Origin of the sequence: Stenotrophomonas sp. GD03777 (genome assembly GCF_029842485.1) — a bacterium.
Lineage (GTDB): Bacteria > Pseudomonadota > Gammaproteobacteria > Xanthomonadales > Xanthomonadaceae > Stenotrophomonas > Stenotrophomonas sepilia.
The window spans coordinates 79,335-92,821 of the sequence record NZ_JAOCGL010000005.1 but is presented as its reverse complement, the minus strand read 5'-3'; the positions used below and the strand labels follow the sequence as shown (position 1 = coordinate 92,821).

At 67.6% G+C, this 13,487-nt stretch carries 12 protein-coding genes; 4 read left to right on the top strand and 8 right to left on the bottom strand.

Going from position 1 to position 13,487, the window contains the following annotated elements; translation table 11 throughout:
* Together N5E02_RS02855 and N5E02_RS02850 are read right to left on the bottom strand one after the other, a co-directional pair.
* Positions 1 to 561, bottom strand: a 561-nt coding sequence (locus tag N5E02_RS02855; RefSeq protein ID WP_005409063.1) for a response regulator transcription factor, incomplete at its 3' end; no start/stop codon positions are given.
* Positions 558 to 1,784: an ATP-binding protein gene (locus N5E02_RS02850; RefSeq protein WP_005416121.1), complete on the bottom strand. Its 1,227-nt coding sequence runs from the start codon at positions 1,782 to 1,784 to the stop codon at positions 558 to 560. The genes N5E02_RS02850 and N5E02_RS02855, both read right to left, overlap by 4 nt.
* 114 nt (positions 1,785 to 1,898) lie before the next feature.
* On the opposite strand from N5E02_RS02850, the gene ispG reads away from it, so the two are divergent.
* The 3 genes from ispG to N5E02_RS02835 all read left to right on the top strand — a co-directional run bounded on the left by ispG (position 1,899) and on the right by N5E02_RS02835 (position 4,742).
* A complete protein-coding gene (ispG, locus tag N5E02_RS02845; RefSeq protein WP_049423521.1) occupies positions 1,899 to 3,164 on the top strand; it encodes a flavodoxin-dependent (E)-4-hydroxy-3-methylbut-2-enyl-diphosphate synthase in 1,266 nt (421 codons plus the stop codon).
* On the top strand, positions 3,145 to 3,924 hold the full coding sequence (locus N5E02_RS02840; RefSeq protein ID WP_279945806.1) for a phosphatase PAP2 family protein: 780 nt from the start codon (positions 3,145 to 3,147) through the stop codon (positions 3,922 to 3,924). Before ispG ends, N5E02_RS02840 begins: the two co-directional genes overlap by 20 nt.
* 170 nt (positions 3,925 to 4,094) lie before the next feature.
* Entirely contained in the window at positions 4,095 to 4,742 is a 648-nt protein-coding gene (locus N5E02_RS02835; RefSeq protein ID WP_005416124.1) for a response regulator, read from the top strand.
* A 292-nt stretch (positions 4,743 to 5,034) separates the two neighbouring features.
* Here N5E02_RS02835 and eda read toward each other — a convergent pair whose 3' ends face one another.
* The 5 genes from eda to zwf form a co-directional block, all read right to left on the bottom strand.
* Positions 5,035 to 5,694: a bifunctional 4-hydroxy-2-oxoglutarate aldolase/2-dehydro-3-deoxy-phosphogluconate aldolase gene (gene eda / locus N5E02_RS02830; RefSeq protein ID WP_065185209.1), complete on the bottom strand. Its 660-nt coding sequence runs from the start codon at positions 5,692 to 5,694 to the stop codon at positions 5,035 to 5,037.
* A gap of 205 nt (positions 5,695 to 5,899) precedes the next feature.
* A complete protein-coding gene (edd, locus tag N5E02_RS02825; RefSeq protein WP_005416126.1) occupies positions 5,900 to 7,816 on the bottom strand; it encodes a phosphogluconate dehydratase in 1,917 nt (638 codons plus the stop codon).
* 58 nt (positions 7,817 to 7,874) lie between these two features.
* The gene (pgl, locus tag N5E02_RS02820) at positions 7,875 to 8,597 is read right to left on the bottom strand and encodes a 6-phosphogluconolactonase (RefSeq protein ID WP_065185208.1); all 723 of its coding nucleotides are present in this window, start codon (positions 8,595 to 8,597) and stop codon (positions 7,875 to 7,877) included.
* On the bottom strand, positions 8,594 to 9,601 hold the full coding sequence (gene glk, locus N5E02_RS02815) for a glucokinase (RefSeq protein ID WP_005416128.1): 1,008 nt from the start codon (positions 9,599 to 9,601) through the stop codon (positions 8,594 to 8,596). The genes pgl and glk overlap by 4 nt, the downstream gene beginning before the upstream one ends.
* Entirely contained in the window at positions 9,598 to 11,034 is a 1,437-nt protein-coding gene (gene zwf / locus N5E02_RS02810) for a glucose-6-phosphate dehydrogenase (protein WP_005416129.1), read from the bottom strand. The genes glk and zwf overlap by 4 nt, the downstream gene beginning before the upstream one ends.
* Before the next feature lie 352 nt (positions 11,035 to 11,386).
* Here zwf and ugpC point away from each other — a divergent pair, with 352 nt between their 5' ends.
* Positions 11,387 to 12,469 carry a sn-glycerol-3-phosphate ABC transporter ATP-binding protein UgpC gene (gene ugpC / locus N5E02_RS02805; RefSeq protein WP_065179413.1) on the top strand — a complete coding sequence of 361 codons (1,083 nt, stop codon included), beginning with the start codon at positions 11,387 to 11,389 and terminating at the stop codon, positions 12,467 to 12,469.
* 103 nt (positions 12,470 to 12,572) lie between these two features.
* Here ugpC and N5E02_RS02800 read toward each other — a convergent pair whose 3' ends face one another.
* On the bottom strand, positions 12,573 to 13,448 hold the full coding sequence (locus tag N5E02_RS02800; protein ID WP_065179414.1) for a folate-binding protein YgfZ: 876 nt from the start codon (positions 13,446 to 13,448) through the stop codon (positions 12,573 to 12,575).
* Positions 13,449 to 13,487 lie beyond the last annotated feature (39 nt).

Below are 13,487 nucleotides of genomic sequence, written 5' to 3'. Positions count from 1 at the left end.
CCGGCTCGGATCGCGTTCCGGACTGGGCCGCTTGGCCAGCTTGCGCTGCAGTGAGCGCCGGTGCATGCCGAGCAGGCGCGCGGCGGCCGAGACATTGCCGCCGGTTTCGTGCATCGCCTGCTGGATGTGTTCCCACTGCAGGCGGCTGATCGGCGTCATCGCATCGGGCACTTCCATTTCGCCATCGTCGGCCGGGCCGTCGTCCTCTTCACCGAGGGCGCGCAGGATCATCGGCACCGTGGCCGGCTTCGGCAGGTAATCATCCGCGCCCAGCTTGATCGCCTCCACTGCGGTGGCGATGCTGGCATAGCCGGTCACCAGCAGGATGCGCATGTCCGCGCGCAGTGCGCGCAGCGGCTGGATCAGCGCCAGGCCGGAATCGCTGCCCAGCTTCAGGTCGATCAGCGCGAACGCCGGCGGATGCTGGCGGGCCAGTGCCAGGGCACTGGCGGCATCCTGTGCGGTCTGTGTTTCCAGGCCCTTGCGGGCCAGGCTGCGCTGCAGGGTGCGCAGGTACAGCTCGTCGTCGTCGACCAGCAGACCAAGGGTTGAGGCGCTCATGGGGTTTCCTCGCGTGGGGCCAGCGGCAGGCGGAAGCCGACGCGGCTGCCGGCCCCCTGGGCCGGGCGCATCCACATCTCGCCGTCGAGGCGTTCGATGGTGGCATGGGACAGGGCCAGGCCGACGCCCATGCCCTCGCTCTTGCTGCTGCCGAACAGCTTGCCCGGCAGCACGGCGGCACGGGCGTCGAAACCATGGCCGTAGTCGCGTACTTCGCCGATCAGGTCGTCGCCCTCGATGCGCAGGTCCAGGTCCACGCGCGGCCGGCCGGCCTTCTCGCCGGCATCGGCGGCATTGTTGAGCAGGACCATCAACAGATGGCCTACGCCCGGGTCGAGCGGCAGCCGCAGCGGCGCATCGTCATTGCGGTGCAGGTCGATGGTCGGCCGCACCAGGCGCCATTGTTCAAGTACCTGCTGGGCGCTGGAATGGCTGCGGCCCGGCGCGTCGGCCGAGGCTGGTGCGGCCAGCGCCAGCACACGTTCCCGGCACTGCACCAGCAGCTCGCGCAGGGTTTCCATGTCTTCGCGCACTTCAGGCTCTTCGCTGCGCTCGGCGACATCGTCGGCGAGCAGGGTCATGGTCGCCAGCGGTGTGTTCAGCTCATGCGCGACCGAGGCGGCATGGGTGGCCAGGGCGACGATGCCCTCGTTGCGGGCGAAGCGCTCACGCAGCGCCGACAGTTCCAGTTCGCGCTCCCGCAGGGCCAGTGCCAGGCGGGTGGAGAAGGCCAGCACCACTGTGGCGGAAATCAGGAAGTTGGCGACCACGCCCCAGCGATTGAGGTCCTGAGAGCGGAAGTAGCCGTCCGGCAGCGCCTGCCCGAAAATGCCGCTGGCGGCGTAGCCGAGCAGGCAGGCCAGCGCGACCGCCAGTGCCCAGCGCAGGGGCAGGGCGAAGGCGGCCAGCGCGATCAGGATCAGGAACAGTGAGCTGAACGGGTTGGCCATGCCGCCGCTCCAGCCCACCATCCAGGTCAGGATGATCACGTCCACCAGGATATGGCCGAATGCGGTCAGCGGCGCAGTGTCGGCCGCTTCCGGGCGCAGCTGGGTATAGACGTTGAACAGGGCCAGCACCGCCACGCCGGCCCACAACGGCAGCTGCGGCAACGGCAGGCCCAGCACCCAGGTCGCGACCAGGATGGTGGCGGCCTGGCCGCCTACGGCAAGCCAGCGCAGGCTGCACAGGGTACGGAGAAACGGGGCGTCGGGACCGGTCATTCACGCTCATCGTATGCGTTCATGCGTGTACATGCCTGCGACAATCGGCCGCAGCCGTGCCGCAGGCTGAATGCGAGTCACCCCGAATGCGGGAGTGGGCGGTAGAATGCGCCCATGCACGACGCCGTCACCCGCCCGACTCCCCCCTCCGATGCCACCGCCTGGCCCCGTCGCCAGACCCATGCCGTCCAGATCGGCGGGGTCACCGTAGGCGGAGGCAAGCCGGTGGTGGTGCAGTCGATGACCAACACCGATACCTCCGACGTGGCCTCCAGCGTGAAGCAGGTGGCCGAGTTGTGGCGTGCAGGTTCGGAGATGGTGCGGTTGACCGTCAACACCGTGGAAGCCGCTGCGGCCATTCCGCGCATCGTCGACAAGCTGGCGATGATGGGTATCGATGTACCGCTGATCGGTGACTTCCACTACAACGGCCATCAGCTGCTCACTGCCGAACCGGCATGTGCGGAAGCGTTGGCCAAGTACCGCATCAACCCGGGCAATGTCGGCTTCGGCAAGAAGAAGGACCTGCAGTTCGCCCAGTTGATCGAGTTCGCGATCCGCTACAACAAGCCGGTGCGCATCGGTGCCAACTGGGGCTCGCTGGACCAGGCCCTGGCGGCCAGGCTGATGGACGAGAACAACCTGCGCGAGCAGCCCTGGGACGCCGGCCGCGTGCTGCGTGAGGCGCTGATCCGTTCGGCGCTGGATTCGGCCGAGCAGGCCGTGGAACTGGGCCTGCCGCGCGATCGGATCGTGCTGTCGGCCAAGGTCAGTGGCGTGCAGGAACTGATCGCGGTGTACCGCGACCTGGCGCAGCGCTCGGACTTCGCCCTGCACCTGGGCCTGACCGAAGCCGGTATCGGCAGCAAGGGCATCGTCGCCTCGTCGGCAGCGCTGAGCGTGCTGCTGCAGGAAGGCATCGGTGACACTATCCGCATCTCGCTGACCCCGGAACCGGGCCAGTCGCGCACGCAGGAAGTGATCGTCGCCCAGGAACTGCTGCAGACCACCGGCCAGCGCGCCTTCACGCCGCTGGTCACGGCCTGCCCGGGCTGCGGCCGCACCACCTCCGAGTTCTTCCAGGAACTGGCCAAAGTGGTGCAGAACCATGTGCGCGAGAAGATGCCGCTGTGGAAGATCCACCACCCGGGTGCGGAGAACATGACCCTGGCGGTGATGGGCTGCATCGTCAATGGGCCGGGTGAGTCGCGCCATGCCAACATCGGCATCTCCCTGCCGGGCACGGGCGAGACGCCGGCAGCACCGGTATTCGTCGATGGCGAGAAGAAGGTGACCCTGCGTGGCGACAACATCGCCCAGGAGTTCGTCGCCCTGATCGACGATTACGTCGAACACAAATATGTCCGAAGCGCCGGATAAGCCTGCGATCCTCGCCGCTCCGGAGTCGGCCTCCGGTTTCCGCCACTGGATGGCGCGCAACGCCTGGCGCCTGGTCCTGCTGTTCGGTGGCGTACTGCTGCCGTTGGCGGGCTTCGTCGCCCTGGCTGACGAAGTGCACGAATTTGAATCGTTCCATTTCGATGCGCCGCTGCTGTGGCAGATGCATGGCCTGCATTCGCCATGGCTGGACCGCTTCTTCGTGCTCATCTCGAAACTGGGCTACGAGTGGTTCCTGATCCCTGCTGACGTGCTGATCATCGGTGCGCTGCTGGGCTACCGGCGCTGGCGCGAGGCGAGCTTTGTCGCGGTCAGTTTCGTGGGATCGGCGTTGCTGAACATGGGCAGCAAGCACTTCTTCCAGCGCCAGCGCCCCAGCCTGTGGGAGTCGATTGCGCCGGAATCGACGTTCAGCTTCCCCAGCGGGCACGCCATGGGCTCGATGACCCTTGCCGCGACCCTGGTGCTGCTGGCCTGGAATACCCGCTGGCGCTGGCCGGTACTGCTGCTGGCGCCCCCGTTCAGCCTGCTGGTGAGCGTCTCACGGGTCTATCTGGGCGTGCATTATCCCTCGGACATCCTGGCCGGATGGTGTGCCGCGCTGGTTTGGGTGGTAGGGTGCTATCTGGTCATGTTCAGTCGCCGGCATCCTTGGCGACATCGGGATTCGCCGCCAGCGACGGCCAGCGAAGCATCATCACAGGGGGGGGACGTGGATGACCCTTCCGGGGCGTCTACGTAATAGATCAGTTGTTTCGTTGCAGCAGGTTCTGCAAGACAGGGGGCAAGCACAACGCGCGTTACTGTGATGCGCAAGGCAGAACGCCTGGATCGCGTCCCGGACGCGCTTGCAGGGGTATCGGCGCCCTGCCTAGCTTGACCTGCAATGGCCGCATTCGAAGAGGTACGTGAATGACGATTCGAGTCTACCTGGTGGATGACCATGCGCTGGTCCGCACCGGGATGAAGATGATCCTGTCGGGGGAGACCGACATCGAGGTGGTGGGCGAAGCCGAGACGGGTGAAGACGCACTGCGCGACGTCCGCCAGCTGTTGCCGGACGTGGTGCTGTGCGACCTGCACCTGCCCGGTGTGAGTGGCATGGAAGTGACCGAGCGCATCGTCCGCAGCCACCGCAACACCCGCGTGGTGATCGTATCGGTGCTGGAAGACGGGCCGCTGCCGAAGCGCTTGCTGGAGGCGGGGGCCGCGGGCTACATCGGCAAGGGCTGCGATGCACAGGAGCTGCTGCGCGCGGTGCGCGATGTGGCCATGGGCCGTCGCTACCTGGGCACCAGCATCGCGCAGAACCTGGCCCTGTCGACGGTGGAGGGCAATGGATCGCCGTTCGACAGCCTGTCGCCGCGCGAACTGGAAGTAGCCTTGCTGCTGACCCAAGGCCTGCGCCAGGAAGACATCGCGCGGCGCCTGAGCCTGAGTGCGAAGACGGTGAACACGCACAAGGCGCGGTTGTTCGAGAAGATGGGGATCCACGACAACATCGCGCTGGCGCGCATGGCCAGCCAGTACGGGCTGGTGGATCCGGCGCGGCCGTTGTAAGGGTTTCGGCCAACGGCTGAGCCCCTCGCGGTGGTGCGGTTGGATTTCTGGGGTTGGCCCTGCGGAGGGACCGCGCAGGGGACGCCGTGAATCCATCCCTGAAGGCTCGGGCGCGCCATCCATGGCGCTTACGCCCCTGCGCAATCCCTCCGCAGGGCCACCGACAGTTTCCGTGCGCCGCCACCGCGGAATGAAGATTGAAGAGCAGGAGCGGGTCGCGCGCTGTGCGCGCTCGCAACCTGGGGTCGGATCCCTTTCCCGGCGGGAAAGGGCTCTGACCCCGATCTTCATGTCAGTGGCCGCGCACGCGCTTGATGATCTTCGCGGCGTCGGCGGCGCTGGCGCGCACCTTGCCCCATTCGCCGTCGGCAATCCAGTTGCCCGGCACCATCCACGAACCACCGATGCAGACCACGTTCTTCTGCTCGAGGTACTCGGCGGCGGTGTTCTCGGTGATGCCGCCGGTCGGGCACAGCTTGAGGTCGGCAACCGGGCCGGCCAGTCCCTTGATCATCGCCAGCCCGCCCACGGCTGTGGCCGGGAACAGCTTGCACACGCGGAAACCGCGGGCGTAGAGCGACAGCAGCTCGGTCGGCGTCGCCGCACCCGGCACCACCGGCAGCGGCGCAGCGGCAAGTGCATCAGCCAGCGCCGGCGGCGTCCCCGGGGTCACCAGGAAGTCAGCACCCGCATCGATCGACTGCTGCATCTGCTCCACGGTCAGCACCGTACCGGCGCCCACCACCACGTCCGGCAGCTCGCGCTTGAGCATTGCCAGCGCTTCCATCGCCACCGGCGTGCGCAGCGTCAGCTCGATCGCCGGCAGACCACCTTCCAGCAGCGCCGCACTGACCGCTCGCGCCTGGTCCAGCGTATGAATCGTCACCACCGGCAGGATGCCCGCCGCATGCAACAGCTCCGCCGCCTTCACCTGATGTTGTTCGATACCCATGCTTTTGCCCTTGCCTTTGCTCTTCTTGATTCAGTGGCCGCAGCGCAAATGACGCGCCGGGAATTGTCCAAGGGCAGTAGAGCGCCCTGGCCGGGACTGTGAGCGGCATGGATGCCGCGATCGAGCCCCCATGAATGGGTTTACGGCGTGTCCCGGCCAGGGCGCTCTACTGCCCAAGCCGGGAAGCCTGCCGCGGCTTTTCGCGTCAGGCGTCTTTCGCCTCATGCGGCGCCGCCGCCGCTGCGGCATCGTGCCCCAGCTCATACTCCGCGTCGTACTCCCACGGCCCGCCATCGGCCGCCGCCGGCCCGCACGAAATCGAAATCGCGCCCTGGTCGGCCGGGCCCACCACGCGACGGTTGATCGCGAACAGGTTGCGGCCCAGGTCATGCGCGGCCGGCGCGGTGTTCGGCGCCAGCGGACGTGCTGCCCATTCCGCCGCGTCCACCAGCACTTCCAGCGTGCCGGCCTCGCCGTCGAGGCGGATCATGTCGCCCTCGCGGACCTTGGCCAGCGGGCCACCACGCGCCGCTTCCGGCGTCACATGGATGGCCGCCGGGATCTTGCCCGACGCACCGGACAGGCGGCCGTCGGTGACCAGCGCCACGCGCCGGCCCTGGTTCTGCAGCAGGCCCAGCAGCGGTGCCAGCGAATGCAGTTCGGGCATGCCGTTGGCACGCGGGCCCTGGTAGCGCACCACCGCCACGAAGTCCTGCGGCAGCAGGCCACCGGCGTGCAGCTTGTTCAATACCTGCGGTGCATCGACCACCACCGCAGGTGCTTCGATCGTCCGGTACTGCGGTTTCACCGCCGACAGCTTGATCAGCGACTTGCCGAGGTTGCCACGCAGCAGGCGCAGGCCACCCTGGTGCTCGAACGGATTGTCGACGCCACGAACCACTTCGTCATCGGCGCTGTGTTCCAGGCCCGGCAGGTAGACCAGCCGGCCGTCACGCAGTTGCGGCTCGCGCGCATAGTCGGACATGCCGCCACGCGCGACGCTGACCAGATCGCCGTGCATCAGGCCCGCCTTGATCAGCTCGCCGAACACGAAGGCCGGGCCGCCAGCGGCCGCGAAACGGTTCACGTCGGCCTCGCCGTTCGGGTAGACACGGGCCAGCAGCGGAATCAGCTGCGACAGTTCGTCGAAGTCGTCCCAGGTCAGCACGATGCCGGCCGCACGCGCTACCGCGATCCAGTGGATGGTGTGGTTGGTCGAACCGCCAGTGGCCATCAGCGCGATGACCGCGTTGATGATCGCGCGCTCGTCGATGATCCGGCCCAGCGGGCGGAAATCGTCGCCCAGTGCGGTGATGTCCAGCGCGCGTTCGGTTGCCTCGCGGGTCAGGGCGTCGCGCAGCGGCGTGCCCGGATTGACGAACGATGCGCCCGGCAACTGCACGCCCATGGCTTCCAGCAACACCTGGTTGGAGTTGGCCGTGCCGTAGAAGGTGCAGGTGCCCGCACCGTGGTACGACGCGGACTCGGCTTCCAGCAGCTCTTCGCGGGTGGCCTCACCGGCGGCGTAGCGCTCGCGCACTTCGGCCTTCTGCTTGTTCGGGATGCCCGGGGTCATCGGGCCGGCCGGTACGAACACCGCCGGCAGATGGCCGAAGGCCAGCGCACCGATCAGCAGGCCCGGCACGATCTTGTCGCACACGCCGAGGTAGACGGTGGTATCGAACATGTCATGGCTGAGGCCGATGGCCGTGGCCTGGGCAATGACATCGCGCGAGAACAGCGACAGCTCCATGCCACCACGGCCCTGGGTGACACCGTCGCACATCGCAGGGACGCCGCCGGCGACCTGCGCGGTGGCGCCCAGCTCGCGGGCGATGTCGCGGATCTGTTCGGGATAGGTCTCGAACGGCTGGTGGGCCGACAGCATGTCGTTGTAGGCGGTGATGATGCCCAGGTTCGGCGTCACGCCGCCGCGCAGGCGGCTCTTGTCGGTGCCGCCGCAGGCGGCGAACCCGTGGGCGAGGTTGCCGCAACTCAGGCGGCTGCGGAACGGGCCCTCACGCAGGGAGGCATCGATCGCGGCCAGATAGGCGGCGCGCGAGGCGGCGCTGCGGCGGATGACGCGCTCAGTGATGGCTTGCAGTTGAGGATGGAGGCTCATTGGCTACCGGCGTTCATGGTGGCGAGAGGCAAGCGGCGGCACGGCGCCGCCGCCGACATCAATCAGCCCAGTGGACGCGCAGGCGCGCGCCTTCCAGGTTGATCGCATTGAGGATCGGGTACTGCTGGGCGTCGTTGCTGTCCAGCGCCTGGCGCAGTACCTGCAGCTTCTGCTTGCCACGCAGCAGCAGCAGGCGCTGGCGGCACTGGCGCAGGCCGTGCGGGGTCAGCGTGATGCGCAGCGGCCACTGGTTCGCGCCTGGGCAGCCGGTGGCATCCAGCGCGGCATAGGGCAGGGTGCTTTCCAGTGCGCGTGCGAGGTCTTTCGAGCCCGGGAACAGCGAGGCGGTGTGCCCGTCGTTGCCCATGCCCAGCGCTACCAGGCTCGGCGGCTGGCTGTGCTGCGCCTGCAGGTTGGCGGTGTACACGCATTCGGGCAGTGGCTTGCCGATCCGTACCAGCGGATCGAAGTGGGCGCCCTCAGTGCGCTTGAGCAGGTGCTCGCGCACCAGCCAGGCGTTGCTGTCGCGATCCTGCGGCGACAGCCAGCGCTCGTCGGCCAGGCTCACTTCAACCCGGTCCCAGTGCACGTCCAGCTCGGCCAGTGCCTGGTAGACCGGGGCCGGCGTGGTGCCGCCGGACAACAGGATGCGGGCGCGGCCCACGTCATTGATGTCGTGGTTGAGGGTGCGTGCCATCTCAGCGGCCACCGCTTCGATCCAGCCGTCGGCGTCGCCGTGCTGGATGAACTCGATGCGGTCGTCGTGGAAGCTGGGGTTCATGCGGCAACTCCTGGTGCGTCACGTTCGGCGTCGGTGGCATAGGCGGCGGCGCCAAGCAGTCCGGCGTGGGGATGCATCACCGCCAACGAGGGCACGCGCGCCATGATCGAGGAGAAGCGGCCCTTGTGTTCGAAGCGCTGGCGGAAACCGGAGTGCTGCAGCGAATCGAGCATCTTCGGGGTCAGGCCTCCGGTCAGGAACACGCCATCCCAGGCGCCCTGGGTGAGCACCAGGTCACCGGCGATGGCGCCGAACACGGCGCAGAACACGTCCACGGTGCGCATTGCCTGCGGATCACCGTGCAGGGCGCGGGCGGTCACGTCCACCGGCTGCAGTTGGCCCGGGTCGATACCGGCCATCTCGCACACGGCGCGGTGGATGTTGACCAGGCCGGGGCCACAGATCAGGCGCTCGTTGGAGACGCGGCCGAACTGTTCGGACAGGATCTCGAGGATGCGGATCTCTTCCGGAGTTCCCGGCGGGAAACTGACATGGCCGCCTTCGGTTTCCAGCGGATAGCAGCGGCCGTGGCGCATGATCAGGCCGCCCACGCCGAGGCCGGTACCCGGCCCGATCACTGCGTAGTTGCGCGGCTGGCCCGGCTTGCCCGGAACCCAGGCGGCACCGCCGACCTGGACCACGTCCTCGGGCTGCAGCAATGAGATCGCCATCGCCTGTGCGGCAAAGTCGTTGATCAGGTGCAGTTCGTCGAAACCGAGCATCGCTGCGGTGCGGTTGCGCGAGATCACCCACGGATGGTTGGTGATGCGCGCTTCATCGCCATCAACGCGACCGGCCACTGCGAACACGCCGCGGCTTGCGCTGGCGCCGATCTGTTCCAGGTGGTGGCGCGCCGCATCACCCAGCGAAGGGAACTCCGCCACCGCGTATTCGCGGATGCTGTCCTTCCGCAGCGGCGCGTCCTGCGAGGTATCGGCCAGGGCGAAGCGGGCGTTGGTGCCGCCGATGTCGGCCACCAGCACCGGCTGCGAGCTGGCGCTCATGCCGACGCTCCGCTGTCCGGTGCGTCCACGCCCTGCGGCAGGAACTCGCCGGCATTGCTCGGGCCCCATTGGCCGGCGGGGTAGGGCTCCAGCGGCAGCTTGGCGTCCTTCCACGCGTCGGCGACGCTGTCGATCCAGGCCCACGCTGCACGCACTTCGTCGTCGCGCACGAACAGCGTGTGATTGCCATTGAAGGCATCCAGGAACAGGCGCTCGTACGCGATGCGGCGATGCAGGCCGGTTGGCACTGACAGTTCCAGTTCCAGCGGATGCAGTTCCAGCGCGCCCCATTCCGGGCCGGCCAGGCTGCTCATCAGGCCCAGTTCGATGTTTTCCTGCGGCTGCAGCTGGAACACCAGGCGGTTCGGTGCGGCCTGCGCGCGCTGCGGGCGCTCGAACAGCCAATGGGTGACCGGCTTCAGCGTGACCACCACGCGGGTGGTGCGCTCGGGCAGGCGCTTGCCGGTGACCAGATGGAACGGCACGCCGCTCCAGCGCCAGTTGTCGATATGCGCGGTGACACCGGCGAAGGTTTCCACGTCGCTGCCTTCCGGCGGCTGGTAAGCCTGCGCCGGCTGGCCGTTGATGGTGCCAGCGGTGTAGCGGCCGCGGATGCTGTCACGCGCGGCGTGCTTCGCGTCGAGCGGGCGAAGGGCGCGCAGCACCTTGACCTTCTCGTCACGGATGCGGTCGGCTTCCAGCGACGCCGGCGGCTCCATCGCCACCATGCACAGCAGCTGCAGGATGTGGCTCTGCACCATGTCGCGCAGCGCGCCGGAGCGGGCGTAGTAGGCGTCACGGCCGTCCACGCCTTCGCTCTCGGCCACCAGGATGTGCACCGATTCGATGTAGTTGCGGTTCCACACCGCTTCCAGCAGCGTATTGCCGAAGCGCAGCGCGATCAGGTTCTGCACTGCCGCCTTGCCCAGGTAGTGGTCGAGGCGGAACACGCGGTCCTCGTCGATCCACTGGCCGATGGTGCTGATGATTTCCTCGGCGCTCTCGCTGTCGCTGCCGATCGGCTTCTCCAGCATCAGGCGTGCCGGCGCGGCGAGGGCGCCGCCCTTGGCCAGGCCTTCGCAGGTGGAAATGTACAGGCCCGGCGGAATGGCGAGGTAGCTGACGCACTTGCGGTGCACCAGGTCGGAGACCGCAGCGGCAACCGAGTCGACGTCGCGCAGGTCCACCGAACGGTAGTCGATGCGGCGCAGCAGGGCAGCGATGTCGTCCTGCGTGGCCATCGGCATGGCCTGCTGCAGGCGCGGCCGCAGGATGTCATGGAAGGCTTCGGTGTCATGCCCGGACAGGGCCAGTGCGCGGATGCGGAAGTCCTCCGGCAGCAGGCCGTCGCCAAGCAGGCGAAGCAGCGAAGGGAACAGGTAGCGCTGGGCCAGATCACCTGTGGCACCGAACAGGAAGAGGGTGTCGTGCATCGCTCGAGTTTCAGATCCGGGTGACATCGTTGTCAATCGCTTCATGGCTGGGTTCGGGGGACATCCGCGCAACTGCCTGTCCGAGGTTCGTCAGGGGCGATCTCCGGGGTTGCGGAAGACCGTTCCATTCGAAACCACTACCTCGGCGGAACCTTCGTTCAACCGCCGACGCAGATCGGTGCGCACCGATGATCGGATAGTGCCACGTGAAAACGTTTACATGGCAGAATGGGCAACTGTATTCGATTGCAGTGCTCGCCGTCATGCGGCAGGCGCGCAATCATCACTGCCATCGGGAGGGCCGAGGCAGTCCCAAAAGACAGCCCGGCTTCGGGCGGACCGGATAGGTGATATGGCAAAAGTGCAGTTGCAGGGTGTGCGCAAGGTCTATGACAACGGCCAGGTCGCGGTGAAGGACGCCACCTTCGAGGTCGCCGATGGCGAGCTGATGGTGCTGGTCGGTCCGTCCGGCTGTGGCAAGTCGACCCTGTTGCGGATGGTGGCGGGCCTGGAAGAGATCAGCGGTGGCACGCTGACCATTGGTGATCGCGTGGTCAACGACGTGGCGCCGAAGGATCGCGACATCGCCATGGTGTTCCAGAGCTACGCGTTGTATCCGCACATGACCGTGGCCGAGAACCTGGCCTTCGGCCTGAAGCTGCGCGGGCATGACAAGGCAACCATCGACAAGCGCATCGCCGAAGCCGCGCAGACGCTGGGCCTGACCGAGATGATGGACAAGCTGCCCAAGGCGATGTCCGGTGGCCAGCGTCAGCGCGTGGCACTGGGCCGGGCGCTGGTGCGCGAGCCGGCGGTGTTCCTGCTCGACGAGCCGCTGTCCAACCTCGACGCCAAGCTGCGCCACAGCGTGCGCACCGAGATCGCGCAGCTGCACCGCAAGCTGGGCACCACCATGATCTACGTGACGCACGACCAGGTTGAAGCGATGACCCTGGGCCAGCGCATCGTGGTGCTGAAGGACGGCATCATCCAGCAGATCGATACGCCGATGGCGCTCTACGACCGCCCGGCCAACCTGTTCGTGGCCGGTTTCCTCGGCAGCCCGGCGATGAACGTGCTGCGTGGCACGCTGCAGGGCGATGCCGGCGGCGTGAGCGTGGTCGACGGCGAATGGCGTGCACCGCTGGGCCAGGCGACGATCGATCCGGCGTGGCTGCAGAAGCCGATCGCGGTGGGCGTGCGCCCGGAGCACCTGCAGCCGGCGGCTGCCGATGATGCGCATGCATTCACCGCGCGCATCGAAGGCATCGAACCGGTCGGCAACGAGATCTTCGTCAACATGAGCAGTGGCCAGCACGCGCTGACCATGCGCGTGGCACCACAGTCGCTGCCAGCAGTGGGCGAGCAGATCCGCGTGGCGATTCACCCGCAGGGCCTGCACTTCTTCAACGCAGAGAGCGGCGAGCGCCTGTAGCCGGTAGTGCTGGCCGCTGGCCGGCAACCTCGACCCTGCATGGTTGCCGGCCAACGGCCGGCACTACCATTCCTGCACCCACCCGTGCAGGTCCCCGCCCGCTTCAGCGGGCCAGGCCATCCAGCAGCGGCACGCGCTGCGCAATGGCATCACCCACCTGCAGCTCGGCGTCGCCAGCCTCCAGCGGCAGCACCGCCAGCGCCAGGTCACCGGCTACGCTGGCGATCGTGCCCAGCGTCGCGCCGTCCTGCAGCACGCCATCGCCGGCCTGTGCCGGTGCCGCAGTATGCAGCAGCTGCACCGCGCGCTTGGCCTTGCCGAGGAAGTGGGTGCGGGCGACGATTTCCTGGCCCGGGTAGCAGCCTTTCTTCACGCTGTAGCCATTCAGGCGGTCCAGGCCCAGCTGCTGCGGGGTCCACACTTCGCGCTGGCTTTCGTCCAAGCGCGGCAATCCGTAGCGCAGGTCGGCCTGGCGCCAGGCGAGGGCGAAGGCGGCCTCATCGGTTTCGCTGCCGGATGCAACGGCAGCCGCCGCCCCGATGCGCAGGGTGCGCGGCAGGGCGTCGCTGCCCAGGTCCAGCTCCCAGCCGTCACCTGCAGCAAGCGCGATCGCGGCGCCGCTGGCAGCCTCGGGCGCAGTGAACGCACCGGCCACGGCCAGATCGCTGCGCACCTGTACCTGCACCTTGCGACGGAACACGAAGCGCTGCAGTTGCGACGCAATCTCATCGGCATCGCCGTCGGCCAGCACCAGCATCACGTGATCGTCGGCCAGCCGGAGCAGCTGGAACACTGCCAGGGTGCGGCCCTTGGCAGTCAGCCAGGCGCTCCACTGCCAGTGCAGCAGGGGCAGGGCGGTGACATCGCTGCTGAATTGGGCGTGGGCGAAGGCGGCCGCATCCGGGCCCTGCAGGCTCAGCAGCTGGTGGCCGGGCAGGCGCGGATATCCGACGAAAGCAGGGGGCAGGTTGTCAGGCACGTGAACGAGGTCTAAAATTTGTGCGTTGCGAGACCGAAC

Coding starts and splice junctions, on each gene's coding strand:
- ugpC (WP_065179413.1), top strand. CDS start 11,387: ATGGCAAAAGTGCAGTTGCAGGGTGTGCGCAAGGTCTATGACAACGGC.
- pgl (WP_065185208.1), bottom strand. CDS start 8,597: ATGAACCCCAGCTTCCACGACGACCGCATCGAGTTCATCCAGCACGGC.
- eda (WP_065185209.1), bottom strand. CDS start 5,694: ATGGGTATCGAACAACATCAGGTGAAGGCGGCGGAGCTGTTGCATGCG.
- ispG (WP_049423521.1), top strand. CDS start 1,899: ATGCACGACGCCGTCACCCGCCCGACTCCCCCCTCCGATGCCACCGCC.
- N5E02_RS02840 (WP_279945806.1), top strand. CDS start 3,145: ATGTCCGAAGCGCCGGATAAGCCTGCGATCCTCGCCGCTCCGGAGTCG.
- edd (WP_005416126.1), bottom strand. CDS start 7,816: ATGAGCCTCCATCCTCAACTGCAAGCCATCACTGAGCGCGTCATCCGC.
- N5E02_RS02850 (WP_005416121.1), bottom strand. CDS start 1,784: ATGACCGGTCCCGACGCCCCGTTTCTCCGTACCCTGTGCAGCCTGCGC.
- N5E02_RS02835 (WP_005416124.1), top strand. CDS start 4,095: ATGACGATTCGAGTCTACCTGGTGGATGACCATGCGCTGGTCCGCACC.
- zwf (WP_005416129.1), bottom strand. CDS start 11,034: ATGCACGACACCCTCTTCCTGTTCGGTGCCACAGGTGATCTGGCCCAG.
- glk (WP_005416128.1), bottom strand. CDS start 9,601: ATGAGCGCCAGCTCGCAGCCGGTGCTGGTGGCCGACATCGGCGGCACC.